The following is a 23,625-nucleotide window of genomic DNA, read 5'->3' on the forward strand; positions in this document are numbered from 1 at the left end:
GAGACATAACAGGGGCAGGAAGGATGAAGCACACGCCAAGGCATTCGAAGTGCACTCACCATACATGGTGGCGTACTGCGGATGACACGGCGTGGGAGGGATTTGAGGTAGTGCCGTGAATTGGATGCCAAGAAACACGATTCTTGGTGAGCTGAAGATGCAGGAGCCGTATGTCTATTACGACGGTCCCCGCGTGTTCAGTTGCACGTCGCTTACCGACCAGACGTATCTAGCTGTTTGGGCGGAGGAAGGCGATGAAGGTGATGAGTGGCTCTACGTTCCTGTTTCTCAGGCGCGTCTCAATATGGTTCGATCTGGAGGCATTGCGCTTCGATCTGCTATTGAGTCACCAGAAGGCTTCGTCTTCCAGGTGTCCTTGCCACATGACGTGGATGAGCAAGACGCGGCTAAGCCGATCCGCGTGGTCGACATTCCGGAAGAATGGCTTCCCGAGTCTGATTTCTCTTTAGATCTGCCGACTCATACACTTCCGGTGGCTGAACCGGAAGAGGTCATTGAGAGTAAGGCTCACCAAGAAAGCCGCACGCGACTTCGACTGCGTGTAGCTTTGCCGAGGTTCGCTCGCAGCGAGGCGCCGGCCCGTGCGATCGGTGGCCTGTTGCTGCAAACACAGTCTGTCTATGACAACTTCGGCTATGCACTCACGGAAGAAAATCCTTCACCAAAGGGAAAGATTCCCGCCGAGGTTACAGGTCAGACAGCTATAGCGATGGTTGGAGCGGCAGCATCGAGCTTTGTTCTTGAGCTCGCCTCGAATGAGCTAGATGATCTGCTTGGGGACTCTCTATTTACTCGGACAACATCGAAGTTGCTTGAACTCTTGGACTTGAGCCTAGAATACCCAGCACTTTCTGAGAAGCTGGCGGAGATCAAACCCCGGGCTGCCAAGAGCTTCAGGTCACTCGTTGAGAGATTCGCTGAGACTGGCGGTGATGTGACCGTTGCTGCTGCCGGAACTCGATTGACTTATACCGCTCGCGAACTTCCTGCTGAAAAGTTGGAAGAGTTTGCGAAGACGCTGAAACGACTCGTGCCTGAAGAGCAAGTCGAAGAAGTTCGTGGGCGGATGCGGCTATTCAAGATTGACACTGATCGTAGGACCTTCGGCTTCAGGAATGAATCTGCTGATGTCGACTACGAGGGTGCTATTGATGATGCGGCCTGGCCCCAGGCCTCGCATGCAACAGCTCAAGAGAATTATGACGTCCTCATTCTTGGCACTACTGTCATAGATGAGACGGTCGGCGAAAGAAAAACGACCTATCGTCTAATGCAAATGTCCCACCCTAGTGGCGAGGTTCGCTAGCCTTGGTTAAAAGGTCAGTACAGCGGCTTTGGGCTGGGGCTGATTTGGCGCGAGTGATACTGGCCCATTCCGCTAGCCAGTGGACCGGGCAGGTTTGTGAGCCTGCCCGTTAGTACCCGATTTTGGGCCATGATCTTCGAGGCCCGCACCAAATTGGCCGCCTAAGCCGTGGCGCCGACCATCCCAGCCCCGACGTACCCCTTCTCACCTCAAGCGGCTGATTGCTTTGAGCGCGGCTCGGGCGCCGGTCGGGCTGGAGCGGGGCGGAGACAGGAGCGCAGGCTCGGCCGGGGGCCGGGCCGCGCGCGGGGAGCGAAGCGAGCCGCCTTGAACCAGTAGAGAAAGTTGTAACTCAGTCGGCTCTGTGGGGCTTGAAGTCGTTCGTGCAGGCCGGTAGTTCGACGCCTTGACGGTGTGCCAGGGGTAGGAAGAGTGCTGGTCGGACCGTCCATGTGATGCGCGTGCCGATGTGCGTGATGGACACCGTCCAGGGCTCTCGGCGCAACAGGGCTCGTCTCGTGTCGATGCGGTCGTCGTGGAGTCGTGTCCACGCCTCCTGGGAAGCTGCCGTGTCCAGGAACGGTGAGATGGTGCGCAGGATCGTCGCCACCCAGTTGTTCGCCTCGACCGCCGAGTACGCGTCGAAGGATCCGAAGAGCGCCGGCGGGCGTCGTCCGTCGAGCCGTTGTGTCCAGCACTCGCACCAGAAGCCCGGCCGGGTCGTCGTCCTCAGCACGGGTGGCCTCCTCGGCCTGCGTCGGTGAAGAGCTCCGCCGTGATGGTGTGGCCGGCCTCGCTGGCGTGGACGACGACCCGGTGGGCGATCGCGCTGACCATGCCGAGTCCGCGGCCGTGTTCGGCGTCCTGGTCCTGGTGCTCGATCTTCGGGGCCGTGCCTGTGCCCCCTGCGTCCGTCACCGAGACCGCCACCACCTGAGCCGAGGCGGCGACGGCCAGGTGGAAGCTGCCGGTCGCGCGTCCGCTCGCCGTGTGGAGGATCGCGTTCGCGCTGAGTTCGCTCACGATCAGCTCGGCGTCCTCGGCGAACGGGGAGCCGTGCAGGACGTCGCGTGTCCAGCGGCGGGCCCGGCTGACCTCTTCCGGGAAACCTGGGCAAGACAGTCCCCAGACCCGGGGAGTACTCGTATACTCGTGCATACAAGTTCCTTATGCAGGTAGGCCGCCATGTGCAGCGGATTCGGGCTAGACGAGTTTCACGCCGTCGTGGGCGCGGATGGCCGGCGGAGACGCCGCGTCGAGTGCGTCTATGACGCGGATCGCGTACGCCTCGTCGGCGAGCTCGGAGACCTCTTCACGGGTCACCCAGCGCAGTGCGCGGGTCTCGTCGCCGGTGGTCGGCGTGCCGTCGGCCGCCTCGCATCGGAAGACAAGCGAGACGATCAAGCCCGTCATGTTCTTGTAGACGCCGGTGAGGGTCGCGGGAAGTGCGATCTTGATGCCGGTCTCTTCGAGGACTTCGCGCTGAAGGGCTTCGGGAACGGTCTCCTCGCGTTCGAGGATGCCGCCCGGCGGTTCCCAGTGGCCGTTGTCCCGGCGCTGGATCAGGAGGGCCCGGCCCTGGGCGTCGACGACGACCCCGGCCACGCTCACGGAGTGCGGGCGTTCTGTGCTCACGTTCCTCGGCCCTCTCGGATGGCTAGGCTCTCCACCGTAGCAACAAGCACTCGCCCACTCGTCTAGATACCTAAAGGAGTACACACGTGAGCCCTCTTTCTTCGGGCCTGCTCGGTGATCTCGACCCCACGAGTGATCGTGCGGTCTTCCGGCAGATCGCCGACCAGCTGCGTGAGGCCATCGACCGTGGGCGATTCAGGGAGGGCGAGAAGCTGCCCTCGGAAGCTGAGCTCGTCGACCACTACGGCGTCTCCCGCATGACGGTGAGGAACTCGTTCTCCATCCTCCAGGGGGAAGGCCTCGTCCACGCCGAGCACGGCAAGGGCGTCTTCGTCCGGCCCCGTCCCCCCGTTCGCCGTCTCGCCTCCGACCGGTTCGCCCGGCGGCACCGAGAGCAGGGGAAGTCGGCGTTCATCGTCGAGGCCGACGCCGTCGGCAGTCACCCCAAGGTCGACAGCCTCGAGGTGAAGGAGGAGAAAGCCAGTCAGGACATCTCCACCCGGCTCGGGTCCGTGCGGCGAGTTCTTGCACGTCGGCGCCGGTACCTCCTCGACGGACGGCCGGTCGAGTTCGCCACCTCCTACCTGCCACTCGACATCGCCCGCGGTACTCAAATCGCCGAACCCAACCCCGGGCCCGGCGGCATCTACGCCCGTCTCGAAGAGCTGGGCCACCGCCTCGACCACTTCGAGGAAGAGATCCGCGCCCGGATGCCCTCTCCCGGCGAGGTCAAGACGCTCCACCTGGCGGCCGGCGTCCCCGTGATCCATCTGATCCGGACCGCCTTCGACACTGAGGGGCGCCCGGTCGAGGTCTGTGACACGGTCATGGCGGCTGACGCCTACGTCCTGGCGTACCAGCTCCCGGCCACGTGAGCGCGGATCGCTCAGTACCCGGAGAGGCATGGACGGGCAACGACCGCGAGCACAACGACGCATGCCACGAGCGATGGTCGCGGGTGCAGAACAGGCGCACTGATCAGCCCGGCTACCAGGATGGGTGGTTCGACGAACAGTGCGGCGGCTGCCAGTTCTGGGTCGCGCTGAACGGCGAACTCGGGCAGGACTGGGGAGTCTGCACCGGTCCCGGCTCGACGTTCGACGGGCGCGTGCGTTTCGAGCATGACGGTTGCGATGCCTTCGCCCTCCGCGAGGACGGTTCCTTCGGGTGATCGCGCTGGAGGGTCGGGCGGTGCACGCAGGACACTTCTCCGAACTCGTACGCCCCAACACGCTTACTCGTATAGACGAGTGGGCAAGTTGTGTGGCAAGGTGATCGTCGTGAGCCCGGGAGATCGGGTTCGCGGATCGCATCTTGTATAGACGAGTAGATAGGAACGCTCCTGTGCGCACCATCCGTGTTGAGACCTCCGCCGCCACCGTCCTCCTGACGGAGGCCCCCGAGCCCAAGGTTCGGGACCGGCAGACCGGCGAGATCGCCAAGGACGCCGTCAGCGGCGAGGCGCTGATGACCATCGGCGTCGTCTACATCGAGGACGGAGAGTCCTCGCTCATCAAGGTCACCGTCCCGGAAGGCGGTGTCTCCGAGGGTCTGAATCTCGGTGCTCCGGTCTCGCTGCCCGGGCTCGTCGCCCGGCCGTGGGAGTCCGTGTTCAACGGGCAGCAGCGTCACGGCATCGCGTACCGCGCCGCCGCCGTCACTCCGGCCGCCTTCCCAGCCTCCATGGGGGCCTCGGCCTGATGTCCGACCTGACAACGCTCCTGGAGGTGGGTGGTCCTGTCGCCGCGCTCGGCGGCGGGGCTGCCTACACCCGGGCCAACCACCCGAGTCTCTACTGGTCGGCGGTCGGCGGTCCGATATCGACAGTCCGCCTCCTCAGCTCGTACGCCTCGGTCATGGAAGCGTGCGGCCTGACCGTCGCCCCCTCCCGGCTGCGGATCCTCGCCGTCAAAGCCACCACCCGCCGCGAGGTGCGGCCCGTCCCGCCCCGCCGGGGCATCATCCGGCCCACGACCACCGGCTTACGGCTCCGGTTCCGCCTTGCTCCGGGGCAGGAACCGGCCGACGTCGCCGCCTCGGCCGAACGGCTGCGGCATGCCTGGGGCGTCCACGCCGTGTACGTCTCCACCGTCAAGCCGGGTGTCGTCGAACTGCGGCTCGTCGGCTTCGACGTCCTGCGCAAGGTGCGGATGCCCCGGAAGGCCGAGGGCGGCTTCCTCAAAGTGCCAGTCGCGCTGAGGGAGGACGCCATGCCCTTCGTACGCGACTACCGGGCCGTGCCCCACCAACTCACCCTCGGCGCAACGCTGTCGGGCAAGTCCATGTACCTCCGGCACCTGGTCGCCGGGCTCGCCCGTCAGGATGTCGCCCTGGTCGGCGTCGACTGCAAGCGCGGGGTCGAGCTGGCTCCGTTCGCCTCGCGACTCTCGCGCTCGCCACCGATCCGGACGAAGCCGCCGAACTGCTGCCCGTCCTGATCAAGGAAATGGAGGACCGATACGACCTGATCAAGGCCAGGCAAGGCATCGCCCCCGATCTCCCAGACGAAGAGATCACCTCCGACATCTGGGGTCTGCCTGAGAGCGAACGGCCCGTGCCCATCGTCCTGTTCGTCGACGAGGTGGCCGAGCTCTTTCTGACCGCCACCCGCAAGGACGAGGAACGGCGCGACGAGATGGTCACCCAGCTCATCCGCCTCGCCCAGCTCGGCCGCGCGGCCGGCATCTACCTCGAGGTCTGCGGGCAGCGCTTCGGCGCTGAGCTGGGCAAGGGAGCGACCATGCTCCGGGCCCAGTTGACCGGCCGCGTCTGCCACCGCGTCAATGACGAAGCCTCCGCAAAGATGGCCCTCGGCGACATCGCGCCGGAAGCCGTTCTCGCCGCCTGCGCCATCGCTCCTGAACGCCCCGGCCTCGCCGTCGCGGGCGACACCTCCGGCGGCTGGTCCCGCATCCGCACCCCGTACCTCTCCCTCGGCGACGCCGTCGACGTCTGCCGGGAGACGGCCCACCTGGTGCCCGAGCTGCCCGCGCTGAAGCCCTTCCGGCCCGACGTCCCCGTACGGCCCGTCGAGACCTCGGCCCCCGCCGTACAGCCGCGCCCCGTCACGGACTGACACCCCACTCCACCCGGTCGGCGTGACCGCCTCACGCCATGTCCCTACCCCTCCCATGTCTGATCCTGGAAGGAGCCACCATGCGCGCCCAACTGGCCCGCGTCGACGCGGTGCTCGTACAGGCGCTCATCGCCGCCGCGCTGTCCTTCGCCCACATTCACGACGTCGCCGTGTCGGCCGGACAGGACGGCTGGAAGGCCTGGGCCTATCCCGTCTCCGTCGACCTGCTGCTCGTCGCCGCCTGGCGTCGACTGCGCTCCGGCTCGGCCAAGGGTGCGGCCTGGTGCTGGTTCGTCATCGCGCTCGCCGCATCCCTCGGCGCGAACGTCGCCACGGCCGGCCTGCTCGACCTCGGCGACGTCCCGGCCTGGCTGCGCATCCTCGTCGCGGGCTGGCCCGCCGTCGCCTTCCTCGGCGGAACCCTCCTCGCCCACTCCGCCCCCAAGTTGACCGACGACGTCGAGCTGAGCGAGGACCAGGAGGACGAGCCCGAAACGGCCCCCGAGCCGCCTACCCCGGCACCACCCGCCATCGAGGCCCCGCCGGACCGCCCGGCCGTCCCGGTCCCGGCCGCTCTCATCGACCACGCCCGCAAGGTCGCCGCCGAGCACCACACCCGGACCGGCACCCCCATGGATGTCACCACGCTGCGCGCCCGCCTCGGCGTCCCGGCGCCCATGGCCGAAGCCATCGCCACCCACCTCTGAGGGAGCTCTGATGACCGCCAACCGCCGCTTCCGCAACGTCACCCGCATTGGCCCCGTGCAGGTCGGCACCGCCTACGACCACCGCGGCCGAGAGAAGCACACCGCCGCCTGCACCGCCCCGCGCTGCAACTTCTCCGCCGACTACGACAGCCGCGCCGCCGCCGAGCTGGCCGCCCGCACCCACCGCTGCCCCGTCCGCTGAAAGGACCCCGCACCCCGTGACCGTCAGCCTGCCGCTCGTCGTCGTCCTCGGCTTCTTCGCCTGGGCGGCCATCAAGTACCTCGGCGTCCGAGTGTGGATCGTCGTCCTGATCACCCTCTTCGGCTTCTGGCTCTCGCGCACCTTCCTCGCCCCCGCCATCGAGTCCGGCACGCGCTCCGGCGTGACCGTCATAAACGGCCAACACATCTAGACGAGTAGACGGGAGATCACACTGCCGTGTTCCTGCCCAAGTACCCGAACAACCCCACCCCGCCGCCCGCACACACCCACACCCCCACCGACTCGGCCGCCGCGCCGGTCCGGCGCTCGCTCCCGTCGGTGTCCATCGATCAGAAGACCGTCGCGGCCCTCCTCGTCGGCGGAGTCGTCCTCACCGCGCTCCTGGCCGCCGTCGCCGTCACTGCCATCTCGGTCGCCGTCGCCGCCGTGGCGCTCCCTGCTCCGCGACCACCACCGGCGCTGACCTGCGGCCAGACCTCCGGGGCGGCGTGACACAGCCACGTACCCGCCGCCCCGGCGGCCCACCCCTCCCGAAGTGCCCGTCAGAAGGAGAACCGTCATCTTCGCCCGCGCCACCCCGCCCCCACTCCCGGAACTCAGCAACCTCGCCGCAGGCGGCACACTGCCCGGTATCCTCCGCCAGCTCTCGGGCCTCGGCGGCTGCACCCACCCGATCCGCCTCGACGGCCACCGCACCGAATACGACGTCGACACAGCCACCGGTGAAATCGGCCGCGTCCTCCACCACCTCGACTCGGGCGACCTCCCGGCCGGCCAACTCCTCGTCCGCTGCAACAACCGCCGCACGACCCGCTGCCCGGCCTGCTCCGAGGTCTACCGGCGCGACACCTTCCAACTGATCACCGCCGGACTGCGCGGCGGCAAAGGCACCCCCGAACACGTCGCCACACACCCCCGCGTCTTCGCCACCTTCACCGCCCCCGGCTTCGGCCCGGTCCACAACCGCCGCACCGACGGACGCCCCTGCCGCTGCGGCACCCACCACGACCAGGAGGACGAAGCTCTCGGCACCCCGCTCAAGCCGGATACCTACGACTACGAGGCCGCCGTCCTCTGGAACGCCCACGCCGGGCCCCTCTGGCGACGCTTCTCGATCTACCCCTGCGCCGAGAGGTCGCCAAGCGTGCGGGCCTGTCACAGCGGGAGCTCCGCGACCACGCTCGCGTCTCCTTCGCCAAGGTTGCCGAATACCAGAAGCGCGGTGCGGTCCACTTTCACGCGGTCATACGCATCGACGGCCACGGCGGCGGCGAGACTCCTCCGGCCTGGGCCACCGCCGAGCTGCTGACCGATGCCATCAGGGCTGCCGCGTCCAAGGTTCGTGTCGACGGCCCGACCATCGACGGTCGCGCCCACGCGTTCGTCTTCGGCCGCCAACTCGACATCCGCACCATCCGATCCGCCGACTTCAACGACGGCCAGGAGCTCACCGAACGCGCTGTCGCCGCCTACATCGCCAAGTACGCCACCAAGGGCGCCGAGACCGCCACAGGGGCGCTCGACCGGCCACTGAAGTTCGTCGCCGAACTCGCCCAGCTCGACATCAGCGACCACGCCCGCCGCCTTATCCGAACCGCCTGGGCCCTCGGCGCACGCAAGGACCTCGAACACCTCCGCCTGCGTGCCTGGGCCCACATGCTCGGCTTCCGCGGCCACTTCTCCACCAAGTCCCGCCGCTACTCCACCACCCTCGGCGCGCTCCGCGACGCCCGCGCCGAATGGCGACGCGCGCAGGCCACAGCTGCTACGGGCCGCCTGACCGCCTACGGAGATCCGGAGGTGGTGAGCACAACGTACGTCCTCGCTCACTGGGCCTTCGCCGGAACTGGCCTCTCCGACGCCGAAGCCTGGCTCGCCGCGTCCATCGAACCCGCCCCTGGCACCGAAGGAGAACCCACCCGTGGCTAGCCGACGCCTCGCCCTGGCCGACGTGGCCACCGAACCGCGCACCCTGCCCTCGCGGTACCTGACCCCTGACGACCTGGTGGAGATGTTCGAGCTGCCCAGCGTCGAGACGGTCTACCAGTGGCGACGTAAGCGCACCGGGCCCCGTGGGTTCCGCGTCGGCCGGCACCTGCGCTTCGACCCGGCCGACGTGCGCGCCTGGGTGGACTCTCAGCGTGAGCGGGCGGCTGCCTGATGGCCGGACACATCCAAGACCGCTGGTACAAGACCGAGGTCGGTCCGGACGGCAAGACCCGCAGAGTGAAGAGCGACCGCTATGGCTCGGGTGCGCGCTACCGCGCGCGGTACGTCGGCCCGGACGGTACGGAGAAGTCCAAGAGCTTCCCCGACAGACAGAAGCGGCTTGCTGATCAGTGGCTCGCCCACACTGAAGCAGACATGGCACGCGGGCAGTACATCGACCCGCGCGCCGCTCGGATCACCTTCCAGCAGTACGCCGAGACATGGGTATCCACCCAGGGGGCTGACCCGAACACCCAGGCTTCGATGGAGTCCCAGCTTCGGCTGCACGCCTTCCCATACCTCGGATCGCGACCGCTCGGCTCCTTCCAGCCTGCGCACATCCGGGACTGGGTGCGGCAGCTGAGCGAGAACGGCATCCGGGGCTCGTACGCCCGCACCATCTATTCCAACGTGCGTGCCGCCCTCAGTGCGGCCGTGGATGACGGGCACCTTCCCCGGAATCCGTGTGCGGCTCGATCGGTCCGGCCGCCGACCGTCGATGACAGGCGCGTCGCTCCCTGGACACCGGAACGGGTCTTCGCCGTCCGGGCCGGCATGCCCGAGCGGTTCCGGGCCATGGTCGACCTCGGCGGCGGCTGCGGGCTGCGCCAGGGTGAGATCCTCGGCGTGGCCGTCGACGCGATCGACTTCGAGTCGGACACGTTGCACGTGGTCCAGCAGCTCAAGCTGAGCCGAAGCAAGGCAGTGTTTGCACCTCCCAAGGGCGGCAAGCTGCGGGACGTCCCGCTGCCCGGGCCCGTCGCCGATGCGCTCCGGGCCCACATGAAGCGGTTCCCGCCGGTCGACATCACCTTGCCGTGGAAGGTGGCAGACGGGCCTCCGATCACCAAGCGGCTGATCTTCACTGGGCCGCGCGGTGGTCACGTCTGGCGGACGTCCCTCAACGAGGAGGCGTGGAAGCGGGCGCTGGCCTCGGCCGGGGTGATCCCCGAGCGGAAGCCTGGCGAGCCGTACGCCGAGTCCCGCGAGAACGGCATGCACGCGCTCCGCCACTTCTACGCCTCGGTACTCCTGGACGCGGGGGAGAACATCAAGGCCCTCGCCGAGTACCTGGGCCACTCGGACCCGGGCCTGACGCTCCGCGTGTACGCGCACCTCATGCCGTCGAGTCAAGAGCGCACACGCAAGGCGATTGAGGCCATCTTCCCCAGACCTGCGCAAGACTGCGCCTCAAATGCTCCCCCGTGAACTTTGGTCCGCGAACTTTGGCCCGGTCAGCAAAGTAGCCGTCCACAATTAGCCGACCACAGCATTTGAAATCACCAACCGTGAACTTTGGCCCGGTCAGCAAAGTAGCCGTCCACAATTAGCCGACCACAGCATTTGAAATCACCAACCGTGAACTTTGGTCCAACCAGCAAAGTAGCCACACTATTTGCCGACGGTACCCGCCCGACCGGGTGGGCGGCCACCTACCTGCCCTCCCGCCCGGCCGAGCGGCCGCCAGGCCGGGCGTATGACCGCCTCTACAGCCCGACGGAGACGCCCGGATTTAAGGAAACACGGCACGTTGGAAACAACGTTCAACAGAGGAGCCGACAGCTTAAGCATGTCGACTGACTCGACACTCATACGGAAGCACTAGTTCCGCAACCGTACAGCGATTTGCGCGGCGTGACAGCTATGCAATATCGTCCCGGTCACTAGCGGGGAAGCGAGAAGGCCACCCACGGGAATAGGTGGCCTTCGATCTCCACTAGTGCATTGATTGTGACTCAACCAGTACGAACCAAATGGAGAGCACCATGGTGCCACGCTTCGGCGTAACCATCGACATCACCCCCCGCGAACTCGCGTTCGCACTGATTGGGAGCGGGGGCGGCTCCCTTGGCATCTGGGCGGGAGCTCCCCTGTACGCCGTAGCGTGCGGGGCCTTCCTGGTTACGTTCCGAGTGAGCGTCCGCGCCTGGAGGGCACAGCGCATCTAGCCTCACGGCCCACGGACGGCCCAGACACAGCGTCAGGCCTCCTGCCAGCGGAGAAATCCCTGGTAGGAGGCCTGGCGTGTCGGGCTTACTTCTTCTTGCCCTGGTTCTTGACCGCCTCGATCGCTGCTGCCGCCGCCTCCGGGTCGAGGTAGCGGCCGCCCGGGGTGAGCGGCTTGAAGTCGGTGTCGAGGTCGTAGTGGAGGGGGATGCCCGTCGGGATGTTCAGGGACGCGATGTCGGCGTCCGAGATGCCGTCGAGGTGCTTGACCAGGGCGCGCAGGCTGTTGCCGTGGGCGGCGACCAGGACCGTGCGGCCGGTCAGGAGGTCGGGGACGATGCCGTCGAACCAGTACGGGAGCATGCGGACGACGACGTCCTTCAGGCACTCCGTCTGCGGGCGCAGCTCCGGCGGCAGCGTGGCGTAGCGCGCGTCGTCGAACTGGGAGTACTCGGCGTCGCGGGCCAGCGGCGGGGGCGGGGTGTCGTACGAGCGGCGCCAGAGCATGAACTGCTCCTCGCCGAACTCCGCGAGGGTCTGCGCCTTGTCCTTGCCCTGGAGGGCGCCGTAGTGGCGCTCGTTCAGGCGCCAGCTGCGGTGGACCGGAATCCAGTGGCGGTCGGCCGCCTCGAGGGCGAGCTGCGCGGTACGGATGGCGCGCTTCTGGAGCGACGTGTGCACCACGTCGGGGAGGAGGTCGGCGTCCTTCAGGAGTTCGCCACCGCGGACCGCCTCCTTCTCGCCCTTCTCGTTGAGGTTGACGTCCACCCAGCCGGTGAACAGGTTCTTCGCGTTCCACTCGCTCTCGCCGTGGCGGAGGAGGATCAGCTTGTACGGTGCGTCGGCCATGGGTCAGAGCGTAATCCACGTGTTCGGGGCGCAGAGCCGCCGCCCGGAGGCCGTCCCAGCCGTCGGACAGTTGACTGCTTTTGTTAATTGAGTGGCTCACCTGAGCAGGTCGAAAGTAAGGTCCGATCATCTCTAGCAGCACTTACGCCTTGCCCTGGGGGAGCCATGCCGTCCGTCGCCCTGCGACGCGCTGTCCGGGAGACCGTCGCCGGTCTGCCCCGTGAGTTCTGGTGGCTGTGGACCAGCACCCTCGTCAACCGGCTGGGCGCGTTCGTCGCCACGTTCATGGCCCTCTACCTGACGCTGGACCGGGGGTACAGCGCCTCCTACGCCGGTCTCGTCGCCTCCCTGCACGGCCTGGGCGGGGTCGTCTCCTCCCTGGCCGGCGGGGTGATGGCCGACCGGCTGGGGCGGCGGCCGACCCTGCTGCTCGCCCAGGGCTCCACCGCGGCGGCCGTCGCCCTGCTCGGGTTCGTGCAGGACCCCGTGGCGATCGCCGCCGTCGCCTTCCTCGTCGGCCTGGCCTCCAACGCCTCCCGGCCGGCGGTGCAGGCGATGATGGCCGACATCGTGCGGCCGCAGGACCGGGTACGGGCGTTCTCACTGAACTACTGGGCCATCAACCTCGGGTTCGCCGTGTCGTCCATGGGGGCCGGGTTCATCGCCGAGGTCAGCTACCGCGCCGGGTTCCTGATCGAGGCCGGGATGACCGCCGTCTGCGCCGTCGTCGTCTTCTCCAAGCTGCCCGAGTCCCGGCCGGAGCGCGCCGCCAAGGGCAGCAGCGCCAGGGACGGCGAGGTCAGCCTCCGGACCGTGGTGCGGGACCGGCGGTACATGGCCGTCGTCGGGCTGTCCTTCCTCGTCGCCCTGATCTTCCAGCAGGGCTCGGTCGGACTGCCGGTGGCGATGGGCGAGGCCGGGTTCTCGCCGGCCGACTACGGCACGGCCATCGCCGTCAACGGCGCGCTGATCGTCGTACTCCAGATTCCGGTCACCCGCGTCATCGAGCACCGGGACCCGAGGTCGCTCCTCGTCGTCTCGTCCCTGCTCGCCGGGTACGGGTTCGGGCTCACCGCCTTCGCCGGGTCCGTCGGCGTCTTCGCGCTCACCGTGTGCGTGTGGACGCTCGCCGAGATCGTCAACGCGCCCACCCAGACGGGGCTGGTGGTGCGGCTCTCGCCGGTGCACGGGCGGGGGCGCTACCAGGGGATGTACACGATGTCCTGGTCGGCCGCCGCGCTCATCGCGCCGCTGCTGTCGGGTGTCGTCATCGACCGGTTCGGGGCGCGGTGGCTGTGGGGGGTGTGCGCCCTCGTGGGGACGGCGGCGGCTCTCGGGTACGGGCTGCTGATGCGGCGGCTGCCGGTGGAGCGGCCGGTGGCGGCGGCCGTGGCTTCGGCGAGTGCGGAGGCGGGGGTACGGGGCTGAAGGGCTGAGGTTCCGGCAGCGCCGGGCAGCACCACCCGGGGAGAGAGTCCCTGCCCTCGTACGACGAAGGGCAGGGGCTCTCCCACGGCTCCGTCAGTTCACGCAGCCCGGTACCAGGCCGGGTGAGCAGTTGGTCGGGATGTTGTGGGTGACCTTCGAGTCGATGACCGTGACCAGGGTGTCCGTGTAGACGCCCCCGGGGGCCGTCGTGGAGGCGTTGTCGCTGACGGTGCTGTGGTCGAGCGTGACCGTCCCCGAGGTGTTGTAGACGCCGCCGCCCTGGGCCGCGCCGTTGCCGTTCGCGCTGTTGCCGGTGACCTTGCTTCCCTTGAGGACGAGCACCGCACCCGACGCATCGTTGAGGATGCCACCGCCCAGACCCCCCGGGCCGCCGACTACGTTGCCGTTGACCTCGGTCTTCTCCAGCGTCAACTGCTCCGAGTTGACGATCCCGCCGCCACCGCGGTTGACGGCCGTGTTGTTTGCGATCTTGCTTCCGCTGATCTTCATCCCGCCGTTATGGGTGTAGACACCACCACCGAGCTCGGTCGCCGTGTTACGCCTGACGAGGGTCGTGCGGACGGAGCCGTCGCCGCCGAGCTGGGCGAGACCGCCGCCCAGGACCCGCGCGTGGTTCCTGAAGAACTCGGAGTCCTGGACGTCCAGGGTCCCCGACGCGAACAGCCCGCCACCGCGTTCCGCGTTGTTGAAGGCCAGCCAACTGCGCCGGACGACCGCGGCGGCGCCCGCCTCCACCCACACACCGCCGCCGTCCCCCGTGGCGGTGTTGTCGCGCACGTCGACGTGCTCGAGCGTGAGCTTGCCCCCGTTGTCGACCTCGATGCCGCCGCCGTCCCCGGAGGCGCTGCCGCCGCGGACGGTGACGTCCTCCAGGCGCAGGTTGCCGGTGGAGGTGACGTGGAAGATGCGGAACAGGCCGGCCGTGGGTCCGTCACGGACGATCGTCGCGCCGTTGCCCCGGATCGTGAGGCTCTTGGCGATGGTCGGCAGGCCCTCGCCAGGGGAGTTCTCGGCGGTCAGATGGTAGACGCAGTCACGATGGAGGGACAGCGTCTCTCCTGCCGATGCGGTGGTGATGGCTGCGGCCAGCATCACCGCATCGCAGGGAACCTGCGTCCCGCCGCCCAGATCTACGGCGGTCGCCGGCCCGCCGGTCACGCCTGTGACGACCGCCGCCGCGACCGCTGCCATGCTGCTGAATCGGATGAGTCGCATATCTGTCAGATGCGCCGTTCGCCACGAACCAAGACAAGTGTGATCATCGGATCACCCGCCTGCATCAGATGTTTCCTCCGGTCGGCGGAGTCATGCACACCCGACCCCTCACGGATGCATCCGTGCCCCCTTCAGCACCTTGTCCACCCCGTTCCGCGGTCCGTACACCGCGAGCCCCACCAGGTCCAGCTCCGCCGTCGGTACCGCCCGGACCGCCGCACGGTTGTCACGGTCGTTGCCCGTGGTGAACAGGTCGGCGGTGAACACGGCCCGGGGCAGGGCCCGGCTCAGCGCCCGCTCGTGCGCCGCCCTCATCGTCTCCTTCGTGCCCTCGAAGACCAGCACCGGCTGCCGGAACATCGGCAGGTACGCCACCGAGTCGGCGTCCTCGTACGGCTCCCCGACCACCTCGGGGACCGTCGCACCCAGGCCGCTGACCAGGAACGCGGTGACATTGAGGCGCTGCCAGGGCTCCAGGTCGTCCCGGAGCAGCACGGCGATCTTGGTGTCGAAACGAACATCAAAAGACGCGGGCGCGAGGGGTTCAGTGCTCATGGCACGAGACTGCCGATCCTCCCGCGGCCTCGTCTTGTACGTTGTTTGCATGGCCGCCCGGCAGCACCTCACGCAGGAAGTCACCGCCTGGCGCCCCCGGGTGCCGGGCGTCACCGAGGTCTTCCACGCGCACTTCACCGAGTACGCGTATCCGATGCACGTCCACGACGCCTGGACGCTGCTGATCGTGGACGCCGGCGCCGTACGGTACGACCTCGAACGGCATGAGCACGGCACCCCCGACGACACCGTGTCGCTGCTCCCCCCGCATGTGCCGCACAACGGCTCCCCCGCCACCGCGGACGGCTTCCGCAAGCGCGTGGTGTACCTGGACGGCACCCTCCTCGGCGACGAGCTCATCGGCGCGGCCGTCGACGGACCCGACCTGCGCGACCCGCTGCTGCGGCGGCGCGTCGGACAGCTGCACGCCTCCCTCGCCCGCCCCGGCGACGAACTGGAGGCCGAGAGCCGGCTCACCCTCATCGGCGACCGGCTGCGCGACCTGCTCCGCCCCCGGCTCACGGCTCCGCCGAGGCCCCCGGATCCGGTCCTCGCCGGTGCCCTGCGCGAACTCCTCGACGAGCGGGTCGGCGAGGGGCTCGCCCTGGCGGAGGCCGCACGGCTGCTGCACGCCCACCCGGCCCACCTGGTCAGGGCATTCAGCGCCGCGTACGGCATCGCCCCGCACCAGTACCTGATGTCCCGCCGGGTCGGCCGTGCCCGCCGGCTGCTGCTCGACGGCGTCCCGCCCGGTGACACGGCCACCGCCACCGGCTTCTACGACCAGGCCCATCTCACCCGGCACTTCAAGAAGCTGGTGGGGGTGCCCCCGGGGCGCTACCGGGACAGCGCGCGCTGAGCCTCGTACAGGTTCCGCGGCCGTACCGCGTCCCAGGTGCCGTACAGCTCAAGGCGGGAGTGCAGGTCGCCGGTGAAGTCCGGTACGTCGATCTGGTCGAACTCGGTCACCTCGTTCAGGCCGACCGTCGCGGACCAGGGGGCGAGGCCGTCCAGCCGCATCAGGCCCGCACGGCCGTTGGTCACGCGCACGTTCCAGTGGGTGAAGCGGGCACCGAAGAGCGGTCCCGCGTTGGCGTCGCCGCCGTGGCGGCCGTCGTTGTCCACCGTGATGTCGGTGCGGACGTTGGCGAAGGGCAGGCCGCGGTGGGAGTCGAAGGTGCCCATCCGCATCTCGCCGCGCGACCACACGTTGTGCGACGACAGGCCCTCGACGTTGATGCCGTGCAGCTGGGTGTCGGAGGGGGCCGGGACCGTGCGCTGTTCGACCGTGAAGTCCTCGACGAGGTTGTCGTGCGAGCCCTCACGGCAGAAGTAGGGGTGGTGCTCGCCCCGGCCGCCGACCCGGGTGCGGCGCAGGGTGCAGGCGGAGGCGGCGACCAGGCCGAAGCCGTTGTCGACGTTGCGGACCGTGACGTCGTCCACCCAGCAGTCGTACGCGCACTGCAGGACGACCCCGTTGTAGCCCTTGTCGAGGAGGTGCGGGGACTGCGGGGTCTCGACCACGTCCAGGGTGAGCCCCTCGACTCCGGATCCGGTCAGCTCCCGTACGTGGGTGGTGAGTTGGGGGTTCCATTCGGGCCGGAGGTCCAGCGGGAGCGGGCGCTCCAGCGTCACCCGGTGTCCGCGCACGGCCGCGATCCGGACCGGCCATTCGTAGGGGACGTACGACAGCAGTTTGGTCTTGTCCTCCCAGGAGTACCCGGCCGGGCCGGGGCCGTCGCCCGACATGTGCCGGAGGAGGGTGTGGGCGGTGTCGTCCGAGACGCGGAGCAGGACCAGCCGGCCTTGGCGCAGACGGGAGGGGTCGGCGACGGTGACCGTCCAGTCGCCGCGGCGGGCGGGGGAGACCGTGGTCAACTGCTCCCACGCGTCACGTTTGTTGCCCGTCCAGCCCTCGAACGGCCAGTCCCGCGCCTTGATCGCGGCGGTCAGGGAGTCCCAACGGGCCTTGGGCGCCAGCCAGATCAGACCGCCCGCCCAGGACCACGCCGATTTCGTGCCGCCGTAGCGGGAGCCGTAGGGGCCGATCAGCTCGGTGAGGTTCTTCGTCGCGTGCAGCGTCGTACGGCCGCTGCCGGCGCCGCGCAGCACCACGTCGTCGTAGGCGAGACGGACCAGGCCGTCGATGCGGAAGGTGCCGGGCGGAATGGTGACCGTGCCACCGCCGGCCCTGGCGGCAGCGGCGATGGCACGGTTGATCGCGGGAGCGCAGTCGGTGACGCCGTCGGCCACCGCACCGTACGCGCGGACGTCGGCCACCACCGGAGGACGGCGGATCCGGGCCGCTCCGGCCCGGCCGATGTACGGGATCTGCGGGTGGGTGAAGGGGGTGCGGGTGAACTCACGCCAGAGGGAGGGGACTTCACCGCCCGATGCCCCCGCGGTGGCGGCCGAGGCCCGGCCGGGGGCGCCCGCCACGGCGGTCGCGGCGACCGCCGTGGCGCCGGTGAGGAGGCTCCGTCTCGTCATGCCGTGGTGCGCGGTGCTCATCGCGTACGTCCTTCCCATGGCGGCTTTGCGTGGCGGCTTTTCATGGTTGTGAACGTTGTTCATATCTGCGTTGGGCGCGAGCATGCCACGGCACCCCGCCGTCTCGAAAGAGGCGTGCAGGGATCGATCAGGCCAGGTCTGGACCTGAACTCAGTCGGCTGGGCGTTCGATCAGGTGTGTGAACGCGTCCAGATTCCGCGTCGACTCGCCCCGGGACACCCGCCATGCGTACTCCTTGCGGATCGCGGCGGCGAAGCCCAGCTCCAGGAGGGTGTTGAAGGCTCCGTCCGCCGCCTCCAGGACCTGGCCGAGCAGGCGGTCGATCTCGTCGGGGGTGACGGAGGCGAGCGGGAGCCGGGCGGTGACGTAGACGTCGCCGAGCCGGTCGACGGCGTAACTCACGCTGTACAGCTTGAGGTTGCGCTCCAGGAGCCAGCGGTGGACGGCCGGTTCGTTCTCGTCGGGGTGCCGGATGACGAAGGCGTTCAGGGAGAGGGAGTGCCGACCGACCAGGAGGGAGACGGTCGTCCTCAGCTTGCGGGTGCCGGGCAGCTGAACGACGTAGTTGCCCGGCCCGGGGCTCTCCCACTCCAGTTCGGCGTCCTTCAGGACCCCCTCGATGACCTGCGCGGCCCTGTCCACATCACCCATGCGCCGAGCGTACGCGACGGCGGTGGGACTGGGTCGCGGCCATGTAGACGTCGGCGGTGGCGACGGCCGCGGTGTCCCAGCCGAAGCACTCGGCGTGCTGGGCGGCGGCGTCGCCGAAACGGTTCGCCAGGGACGGGTCGTCGGCGAAGCGGCGCAGCACGCGCGCGTAGTCGGCGGGATCGTGACCGCGCACCAGGAAGCCGGTCTCGCCGTCCCGTACGGCCACGGGCAGACCGCCGACCGAGGCGCCGAGGACGGGGGTGCCGGCCGCCTGCGCCTCTATCGCCACCAGGCCGAAGGACTCGCTGTAGGACGGCATGACGAGCACGGAGGCGGCCCGGAACCAGTCCGCGAGCTGCTCCTGTCCGACCGGCGGGCGGAACCGGACGACGTCCGCGATGCCGAGCCGCGCGGCCAGCTTCTGCAGGCCCTCCGGCTTGGCGAGACCGCTGCCGCTGGGGCCGCCGACGATCGGCACGACGATCCGGGAGCGCAGCTCGGGGCGCTCGTCCAGGAGCACGGCCACGGCCCTGAGCAGCACGTCGGGTGCCTTCAGGGGCTGGATGCGGCCCGCGAAGAGCGGGATCAGCGCGTCCTGGGGAAGGCCCAGGCGGGCGCGGGCCGCCGCCCGGCCGTCGGCGGGACGGAAGCGTTCGAGGTTCACGCCGGGGTGGACGACGGCGACCTTGCCCGGGTCGGCGCGGTAGTGGCGTACCAGTTCGTCGGCCTCTTCGGAGGTGTTGGCGATCAGCCGGTCGGCCGCGGACACGATCTGGGTCTCGCCGATCACGCGGGCGGCGGGCTCGGGCGTGTCGCCGTCGGCCAGGCTGGCGTTCTTGACCTTGGCCATGGTGTGCATCGCGTGCACCAGGGGAACGCCCCACCGCTGGGCGGCGAGCCAGCCGACGTGGCCGGAGAGCCAGTAGTGCGAGTGGACGAGGTCGTAGTAGCCGGGGCGGTGGCCGGCCCAGGCCTGCATCACGCCGTGCGTGAAGGCGCACAGCTGGGCCGGGAGGTCCTCCTTGGCGAGTCCCTCGTAGGGGCCGGCGTCGACATGCCGGACGAGGACCCCGGGGGCGAGTTCGACGGTCGGCGGGAGGCCGCCCGAGGTGGCCCGGGTGAAGATCTCGACTTCGATGTTGATCGCGGCGAGGCGCTGCGCCAGCTCGACGATGTAGACGTTCATGCCGCCGGCGTCGCCGGTACCCGGCTGGTGGAGCGGTGAGGTGTGCACGGAGAGCATGGCGACGCGGCGAGGCCTGCGGTGCAGCCGAAGCCGTGAGGGGGCCGCCGGAGAGCGACGCCCGAGCCTGCTGACGTACTGGCTCACGTGGCGGACCTCCTAGTTGCGGGCATGCCTGTCGGAGGGTGTGGGGGACCCTCCGACCCACTGCAACGCGGAGGTGTGGATTCCCATTCCACGGAGTTGAGTTTTTACCGGGGTATTACCCGGCATCGCTCAACCGTTCGAGGGTGACGCACCCCGTGGCCCTGCCGGGGCGCTCTACCCTCGTACGCATGAACGCCCGCGCCGCCTCCCTCCCCCACTCTCGGCTTCGCTCGAGCGGGGGAACCCCCATCGTGGGGACGGTGACGCGCGGGACCACGAACCCCAATCGGCTACGCCGCATGGACCGGTGGATCGCCGTCACGCACGGCGCCGCGCTGCGTCGCGCCGCCGACCCCCTCGCCGTCGACCTCGGGTACGGCGCCGCCCCCTGGACCGCCGTCGAGCTGCTCGGGCGGCTGCGTACCGCCGCACCGCGCACGCGGGTCGTCGGGATCGAGATCGAGCCCGACCGGGTCGCCGCCGCGAAGCCGTACGAACGGGACGGGCTGGTCTTCCGGCACGGCGGCTTCGAGATCCCGGTCGCCGGGCGGCCGTTGCTCGTCCGCGCGGCCAACGTGCTGCGGCAGTACGACGAGAGCGAGGTCGCCGCCGTCTGGGCGCGGCTGTGCGCGCGGCTCGCCCCGGACGGGCTGCTCGTCGAGGGGACCTGTGACGAGATCGGGCGGCGCCATGTGTGGGTCGCGCTCGGGCCCGAGGGGCCCCGGACGGTGACCTTCGCGACCCGGCTCGGCTCCCTGGAACGGCCGTCGGACCTCGCCGAGCGGCTGCCCAAGGCGCTGATCCACCGCAACGTGCCGGGCGAGCCCGTGCACGCGTTCCTGCGGGACTTCGACCGCGCCTGGGCGGCCGCCGCGCCCTACGCGTCGTACGGCGCCCGGCAGCGGTGGATCCGGGCGGTGCGGGACCTGGCCGGCGACTGGCCGGTGACGGACTCGGCGAGGCGCTGGCGGCAGGGGGAAGTGACCGTGACGTGGAAGGCATTGGCCCCCTCGGACTGACACCGGCGGGCCGGGAACGATCTCGGTGAGGCGTTCGTCACAAAGGCGGGGAGATCGTCATGCCCGGGGGAAAAGCGGGGAGGAACCCAGCGGTCACTACCCCTGTCGGTTTGCGGCGTGACATGGCACGATCCCCACGTATCGGAAGTTACTGACGGTTAATCAGTTCTGGGGGTCGGTCATGGGACCGGACAAGCACGGCGTCCGGGCGGGCGGGCGGCGCGGAATCCTGGCGACGGCCGTGACCGTGGTCTGTGCGGTGACCGTACTGGCGGCGCCCGGCACGGCGTTCGCGGCACCGAGCCCCACCCCCTCCCCGAGCGGCTCCGCCAGCGCCTCCGCGACTCCCGCGCCCGACAAGGACCTTGAGGCCGTACGGGAGAAACTGGACGATCTCTACCATGACGCGGCCGTCGCCACCGACGCGTACAACGCCGCCGAAGAGGCAGCCGACAAGCAGTCCGCCGAGATCGTCGACCTGGCCAAGAAGATCGTCAAGGGACAGCGCAGGCTCGACGGCCTGAAGGCGCGGGCCGGCCGGGCGGCGGCCGCCCAGTACCGCACCGGCGGGATGCCCGACAGTGCCAAGCTGCTGCTGAGCGACAACCCCTCGCAGTTCCTGGACGGGGCCGGCCGGGTACTCCAGGGCGAGCGGGCCACCAAGGCCCTGATCAGGGAACTGACCCTGACCCAGCAGGACTTGAAGCAGTACGCGGCAGACGCGGCCGACCAGTGGGACAGGCTGGAGGCGGGACGCAAGGCGAAGGCCGCCGCGAAGAAGAAGATCCAGCAGCGGATCGCCGCCGCCGAGAAGCTCCAGTCGACGCTGGAGAAGCAGCAGAAGGAGCGGCTCGCCGAGCTGGAGCGGGCGGCCGCCTACAAGGCGCAGACCGCCTGGCTGGACACCGGGATACTCGACGAGATCCACAGCAAGGCGTCCGCGGCGGGCCGCAAGGCGGTCGCGTTCGCCACCGCCCAGATCGGCAAACCGTACGTGTGGGGCGCGGAGGGCCCGGACTCGTACGACTGCTCCGGACTGACCTCGCAGGCCTGGGCGAGCGCCGGGCGGCCCGTCCCGCGTACCTCGCAGGAGCAGTGGAAGCAGCTCAAGCACGTCGACGTCAGGGACATGCGCCCCGGCGACCTGATCATCTATTTCGACGACGCCAGCCATGTCGCGATGTACGTCGGCGACGGCGCGATCATCCAGGCCCCGCGCCCGGGGCGGACGGTGTCGGTCGGCGGCGCCGGGGCGATGCCGATCCTCGGGGTGGTACGGCCGGACGCCTGAGCACTGCCAGGAAGTTTAGGTGTGATGTCCCTTTCGTGAGCTGCGCCATGTGACCCAGTACACGCCAACCCCCTTGCAAACCCGGGCACCACGTGACCTTCGTCATCCCCGCCGGGCGGCCTTCTTGTCCAACTCCGGTACGGCACGCGGCATATGCCAAAGGCCTGAGACAGAGCGACGGGGCTCACACCATTCCGTTGCGGTGGCCAGTACCGCTATGGTCCCCGTCGGGTGGGTCGAGGTCCCTCGCCCCGCCATGCCCTCGGGGGGAGGGAAGGAACCCAACACGATGCCCGTACCCGTACCGCGGCAGAGAGCGATCCCGGCCGTGGAGAGTGGTCAGGCGCCGGTCGCCGTGCCCGCACAGGGCGGCGGCCCCCTCAAGGAAGAGGCCAACCGCACGGAAGCCGCCCCGCCGAACAGCGGCGGCACCACTCTCACCATGCTGCTGATCGAGGACGACCCGGCCGGCTCGCCGATCCTGCCCGAGTTGCGGGACGCCTCCGGCACCTCGATCCGTGTCCGTACCGCCCGCAACCTCACCGAGGCCGAGCGGCTGCTGACCGACGACGTCCACTGCATCCTGCTCGACCTGGCGCTGCCGGCGCCCGGCCGGGCCGACGACGACGCCGACGAGCTCGCCGTGCTCAAGCACGTGCTCAAGCTCGCGCCCCGGCACGCCGTGCTCGCGCTCACCGCCTCCGGTGACGCCGAGCGCGGCGCCGAGGCCGTGCGCGTCGGCGCGCAGGACTACCTCTTCCGCGATGAGCTGGACGGCCGGCTGCTGAGCCGCGCCATCCGGTACGCGGTGGAGCGCAAGCGTTCCCTCACGGTCGAGCGCAAGCTCGCGGAGGGGCGGATGCGGGCCCAGGAGAACCGCCGCCTGGAGCGGGGGCTGCTGCCCACACCGCTCCTGGACGGCTCCTCGCTGCGCTTCGCCGCCCGCTACCGCCCCGGCCGCTCGCGCGCGCTGCTCGGCGGCGACTTCTACGACACCGTGCGCACACCCGACGGGACCGTGCACGCCATGATCGGTGACGTCTGCGGGCACGGCCCCGACGAGGCCGCGCTCGGCGTGGAGCTGCGGATCGCCTGGCGGGCGCTGACCCTGGCGGGGCTGTGCGGCGACGAGCTGCTGGGCACGCTGCAGGAGGTGCTGGAGCACGAGCGCTCCGACGAGGAGATCTTCGCGACGCTCTGCACGGTCGACATAGCACCGGACGGCCGCCGGGCCGGGCTGTGCCTGGCCGGGCACCCCGCGCCGCTGGTCGCCCGGCCCGGACGGCCCGCGGAACTGCTGCCGTACGAGAACAACGGCCCGGCGCTGGGGCTGCTGGAGGGCGCCCGGTGGCCGCGGATGCAGGTGGAACTGGGCGCCGAGTGGAGCCTGATGCTCTACACCGACGGCCTGATCGAGGGCCGCGTCGGTTCGGGCGGGGAGCGACTCGGTCAGGAAGGGATGCTCGAGATGGTGCGCCGGCAACTGGGCGAGGGGCTCAGCGGGGAGGCACTGCTGCGGGCGGCCGTGAACGAGGTGCGGGAGCTGAACGGGGGCGAGCTGACCGACGACATCGCCCTGGTGCTACTGGATCGGCAGGCCTGAGCCGCGGAGCGAGCCGGCACCGCGCCCCT

At 69.4% G+C, this 23,625-nt stretch carries 23 protein-coding genes and 3 pseudogenes; 17 read left to right on the forward strand and 9 right to left on the reverse strand.

What is annotated here, in order from left to right; translation table 11 throughout:
- Positions 1 to 124: 124 nt before the first annotated feature.
- The gene (locus tag ACFXI4_RS01780; protein WP_384987227.1) at positions 125 to 1,327 is read left to right on the forward strand and encodes a DUF6575 domain-containing protein; all 1,203 of its coding nucleotides are present in this window, start codon (positions 125 to 127) and stop codon (positions 1,325 to 1,327) included.
- Positions 1,328 to 1,679: 352 nt separating this feature from the next.
- On the opposite strand, the gene ACFXI4_RS01785 is transcribed toward ACFXI4_RS01780, so the two are convergent.
- Genes ACFXI4_RS01785 through ACFXI4_RS01795 form a run of 3 tightly spaced genes read right to left on the reverse strand, consistent with a single transcriptional unit; the run spans position 1,680 to position 2,938 of the window.
- Positions 1,680 to 2,063, reverse strand: a complete 384-nt coding sequence (locus tag ACFXI4_RS01785) for a hypothetical protein (protein ID WP_384987229.1) — start codon at positions 2,061 to 2,063, stop codon at positions 1,680 to 1,682.
- A complete protein-coding gene (locus ACFXI4_RS01790) occupies positions 2,057 to 2,485 on the reverse strand; it encodes an ATP-binding protein (protein WP_384987231.1) in 429 nt (142 codons plus the stop codon). Before ACFXI4_RS01790 ends, ACFXI4_RS01785 begins: the two co-directional genes overlap by 7 nt.
- 45 nt (positions 2,486 to 2,530) lie before the next feature.
- Positions 2,531 to 2,938, reverse strand: coding sequence for an NUDIX hydrolase (locus ACFXI4_RS01795; RefSeq protein ID WP_059130624.1), 408 nt, complete (start codon positions 2,936 to 2,938; stop codon positions 2,531 to 2,533).
- A 110-nt stretch (positions 2,939 to 3,048) separates the two neighbouring features.
- On the opposite strand from ACFXI4_RS01795, the gene ACFXI4_RS01800 reads away from it, so the two are divergent.
- The 11 genes and pseudogenes from ACFXI4_RS01800 to ACFXI4_RS01850 all read left to right on the forward strand — a co-directional run bounded on the left by ACFXI4_RS01800 (position 3,049) and on the right by ACFXI4_RS01850 (position 10,385).
- Positions 3,049 to 3,837, forward strand: a complete 789-nt coding sequence (locus ACFXI4_RS01800; protein ID WP_133026729.1) for a GntR family transcriptional regulator — start codon at positions 3,049 to 3,051, stop codon at positions 3,835 to 3,837.
- Positions 3,834 to 4,133 carry a DUF3027 domain-containing protein gene (locus ACFXI4_RS01805; RefSeq protein WP_384987233.1) on the forward strand — a complete coding sequence of 100 codons (300 nt, stop codon included), beginning with the start codon at positions 3,834 to 3,836 and terminating at the stop codon, positions 4,131 to 4,133. The genes ACFXI4_RS01800 and ACFXI4_RS01805 overlap by 4 nt, the downstream gene beginning before the upstream one ends.
- A gap of 173 nt (positions 4,134 to 4,306) precedes the next feature.
- Positions 4,307 to 4,663 (forward strand): hypothetical protein, encoded by a 357-nt coding sequence (locus tag ACFXI4_RS01810; RefSeq protein WP_010985417.1) that lies wholly within the window; start codon positions 4,307 to 4,309, stop codon positions 4,661 to 4,663.
- Positions 4,663 to 6,038, forward strand: a pseudogene (locus ACFXI4_RS01815) (FtsK/SpoIIIE domain-containing protein). Before ACFXI4_RS01810 ends, ACFXI4_RS01815 begins: the two are co-directional and overlap by 1 nt.
- An 80-nt stretch (positions 6,039 to 6,118) precedes the next feature.
- Positions 6,119 to 6,745 (forward strand): DUF2637 domain-containing protein, encoded by a 627-nt coding sequence (locus tag ACFXI4_RS01820; RefSeq protein WP_384987236.1) that lies wholly within the window; start codon positions 6,119 to 6,121, stop codon positions 6,743 to 6,745.
- 10 nt (positions 6,746 to 6,755) lie between these two features.
- Entirely contained in the window at positions 6,756 to 6,947 is a 192-nt protein-coding gene (locus tag ACFXI4_RS01825; protein WP_010985414.1) for a mobile element transfer protein, read from the forward strand.
- Positions 6,948 to 6,963: 16 nt separating this feature from the next.
- Positions 6,964 to 7,158 (forward strand): hypothetical protein, encoded by a 195-nt coding sequence (locus tag ACFXI4_RS01830; RefSeq protein WP_133026736.1) that lies wholly within the window; start codon positions 6,964 to 6,966, stop codon positions 7,156 to 7,158.
- Positions 7,159 to 7,184: 26 nt separating this feature from the next.
- Positions 7,185 to 7,431: pseudogene (locus ACFXI4_RS01835) on the forward strand (SpdD protein).
- Positions 7,432 to 7,590: 159 nt separating this feature from the next.
- Positions 7,591 to 8,897, forward strand: a pseudogene (locus tag ACFXI4_RS01840) (replication initiator).
- Entirely contained in the window at positions 8,890 to 9,129 is a 240-nt protein-coding gene (locus ACFXI4_RS01845) for a helix-turn-helix transcriptional regulator (RefSeq protein WP_384987238.1), read from the forward strand. Before ACFXI4_RS01840 ends, ACFXI4_RS01845 begins: the two are co-directional and overlap by 8 nt.
- The gene (locus ACFXI4_RS01850) at positions 9,129 to 10,385 is read left to right on the forward strand and encodes a tyrosine-type recombinase/integrase (protein WP_384987240.1); all 1,257 of its coding nucleotides are present in this window, start codon (positions 9,129 to 9,131) and stop codon (positions 10,383 to 10,385) included. The genes ACFXI4_RS01845 and ACFXI4_RS01850 overlap by 1 nt, the downstream gene beginning before the upstream one ends.
- Positions 10,386 to 11,210: 825 nt before the next feature.
- Here ACFXI4_RS01850 and ACFXI4_RS01855 read toward each other — a convergent pair.
- Positions 11,211 to 11,972, reverse strand: coding sequence for a phosphoglyceromutase (locus tag ACFXI4_RS01855; RefSeq protein WP_362715699.1), 762 nt, complete (start codon positions 11,970 to 11,972; stop codon positions 11,211 to 11,213).
- Between the two features lie 165 nt (positions 11,973 to 12,137).
- Between ACFXI4_RS01855 and ACFXI4_RS01860 the strand changes: the two genes are divergently transcribed.
- Positions 12,138 to 13,400, forward strand: coding sequence for an MDR family MFS transporter (locus ACFXI4_RS01860; RefSeq protein WP_384987242.1), 1,263 nt, complete (start codon positions 12,138 to 12,140; stop codon positions 13,398 to 13,400).
- Between the two features lie 93 nt (positions 13,401 to 13,493).
- Here the strand turns inward: ACFXI4_RS01860 and ACFXI4_RS01865 are convergent, their stop codons facing one another.
- Together ACFXI4_RS01865 and ACFXI4_RS01870 are read right to left on the reverse strand one after the other, a co-directional pair.
- On the reverse strand, positions 13,494 to 14,612 hold the full coding sequence (locus ACFXI4_RS01865; RefSeq protein WP_384987244.1) for a hypothetical protein: 1,119 nt from the start codon (positions 14,610 to 14,612) through the stop codon (positions 13,494 to 13,496).
- A gap of 132 nt (positions 14,613 to 14,744) precedes the next feature.
- Positions 14,745 to 15,191: a DUF2000 family protein gene (locus ACFXI4_RS01870; protein ID WP_384987246.1), complete on the reverse strand. Its 447-nt coding sequence runs from the start codon at positions 15,189 to 15,191 to the stop codon at positions 14,745 to 14,747.
- A gap of 49 nt (positions 15,192 to 15,240) precedes the next feature.
- Between ACFXI4_RS01870 and ACFXI4_RS01875 the strand changes: the two genes are divergently transcribed.
- Positions 15,241 to 16,050: an AraC family transcriptional regulator gene (locus tag ACFXI4_RS01875; RefSeq protein WP_384987248.1), complete on the forward strand. Its 810-nt coding sequence runs from the start codon at positions 15,241 to 15,243 to the stop codon at positions 16,048 to 16,050.
- Here ACFXI4_RS01875 and ACFXI4_RS01880 read toward each other — a convergent pair.
- The 3 genes from ACFXI4_RS01880 to mshA form a co-directional block, all read right to left on the reverse strand.
- Positions 16,029 to 17,702, reverse strand: a complete 1,674-nt coding sequence (locus ACFXI4_RS01880) for a glycosyl hydrolase family 28-related protein (protein ID WP_384987250.1) — start codon at positions 17,700 to 17,702, stop codon at positions 16,029 to 16,031. The two genes, ACFXI4_RS01875 and ACFXI4_RS01880, sit on opposite strands and share 22 nt — an antisense overlap.
- A 150-nt stretch (positions 17,703 to 17,852) precedes the next feature.
- Positions 17,853 to 18,353, reverse strand: coding sequence for a YbjN domain-containing protein (locus ACFXI4_RS01885; protein ID WP_384987252.1), 501 nt, complete (start codon positions 18,351 to 18,353; stop codon positions 17,853 to 17,855).
- Positions 18,346 to 19,683, reverse strand: coding sequence for a D-inositol-3-phosphate glycosyltransferase (gene mshA, locus ACFXI4_RS01890; protein WP_384987254.1), 1,338 nt, complete (start codon positions 19,681 to 19,683; stop codon positions 18,346 to 18,348). The genes ACFXI4_RS01885 and mshA overlap by 8 nt, the downstream gene beginning before the upstream one ends.
- A 251-nt stretch (positions 19,684 to 19,934) precedes the next feature.
- Between mshA and ACFXI4_RS01895 the strand changes: the two genes are divergently transcribed.
- The 3 genes from ACFXI4_RS01895 to ACFXI4_RS01905 all read left to right on the forward strand — a co-directional run bounded on the left by ACFXI4_RS01895 (position 19,935) and on the right by ACFXI4_RS01905 (position 23,596).
- Positions 19,935 to 20,702: a class I SAM-dependent methyltransferase gene (locus tag ACFXI4_RS01895; RefSeq protein ID WP_384987256.1), complete on the forward strand. Its 768-nt coding sequence runs from the start codon at positions 19,935 to 19,937 to the stop codon at positions 20,700 to 20,702.
- 181 nt (positions 20,703 to 20,883) lie between these two features.
- Positions 20,884 to 21,993, forward strand: a complete 1,110-nt coding sequence (locus tag ACFXI4_RS01900) for an NlpC/P60 family protein (protein ID WP_384987258.1) — start codon at positions 20,884 to 20,886, stop codon at positions 21,991 to 21,993.
- Positions 21,994 to 22,282: 289 nt separating this feature from the next.
- Positions 22,283 to 23,596 (forward strand): PP2C family protein-serine/threonine phosphatase, encoded by a 1,314-nt coding sequence (locus ACFXI4_RS01905; protein WP_384987260.1) that lies wholly within the window; start codon positions 22,283 to 22,285, stop codon positions 23,594 to 23,596.
- The last annotated feature ends 29 nt before the right edge of the window (positions 23,597 to 23,625 follow it).

Source organism: Streptomyces sp. NPDC059224 (assembly GCF_042754285.1).
Taxonomy (GTDB): domain Bacteria; phylum Actinomycetota; class Actinomycetes; order Streptomycetales; family Streptomycetaceae; genus Streptomyces.

Bases quoted from the DNA above. Each gene is read 5' to 3' on its own strand.
- ACFXI4_RS01780 (WP_384987227.1), top strand. From the start codon at position 125: ATGCCAAGAAACACGATTCTTGGTGAGCTGAAGATGCAGGAGCCGTAT.
- ACFXI4_RS01790 (WP_384987231.1), bottom strand. From the start codon at position 2,485: ATGCACGAGTATACGAGTACTCCCCGGGTCTGGGGACTGTCTTGCCCA.
- ACFXI4_RS01820 (WP_384987236.1), top strand. From the start codon at position 6,119: ATGCGCGCCCAACTGGCCCGCGTCGACGCGGTGCTCGTACAGGCGCTC.
- ACFXI4_RS01825 (WP_010985414.1), top strand. From the start codon at position 6,756: ATGACCGCCAACCGCCGCTTCCGCAACGTCACCCGCATTGGCCCCGTG.
- ACFXI4_RS01850 (WP_384987240.1), top strand. From the start codon at position 9,129: ATGGCCGGACACATCCAAGACCGCTGGTACAAGACCGAGGTCGGTCCG.
- ACFXI4_RS01855 (WP_362715699.1), bottom strand. From the start codon at position 11,972: ATGGCCGACGCACCGTACAAGCTGATCCTCCTCCGCCACGGCGAGAGC.
- ACFXI4_RS01860 (WP_384987242.1), top strand. From the start codon at position 12,138: ATGCCGTCCGTCGCCCTGCGACGCGCTGTCCGGGAGACCGTCGCCGGT.
- ACFXI4_RS01865 (WP_384987244.1), bottom strand. From the start codon at position 14,612: ATGGCAGCGGTCGCGGCGGCGGTCGTCACAGGCGTGACCGGCGGGCCG.
- ACFXI4_RS01870 (WP_384987246.1), bottom strand. From the start codon at position 15,191: ATGAGCACTGAACCCCTCGCGCCCGCGTCTTTTGATGTTCGTTTCGAC.
- ACFXI4_RS01875 (WP_384987248.1), top strand. From the start codon at position 15,241: ATGGCCGCCCGGCAGCACCTCACGCAGGAAGTCACCGCCTGGCGCCCC.
- ACFXI4_RS01880 (WP_384987250.1), bottom strand. From the start codon at position 17,702: ATGAGCACCGCGCACCACGGCATGACGAGACGGAGCCTCCTCACCGGC.
- ACFXI4_RS01885 (WP_384987252.1), bottom strand. From the start codon at position 18,353: ATGGGTGATGTGGACAGGGCCGCGCAGGTCATCGAGGGGGTCCTGAAG.
- ACFXI4_RS01900 (WP_384987258.1), top strand. From the start codon at position 20,884: ATGGGACCGGACAAGCACGGCGTCCGGGCGGGCGGGCGGCGCGGAATC.
- ACFXI4_RS01905 (WP_384987260.1), top strand. From the start codon at position 22,283: ATGCCCGTACCCGTACCGCGGCAGAGAGCGATCCCGGCCGTGGAGAGT.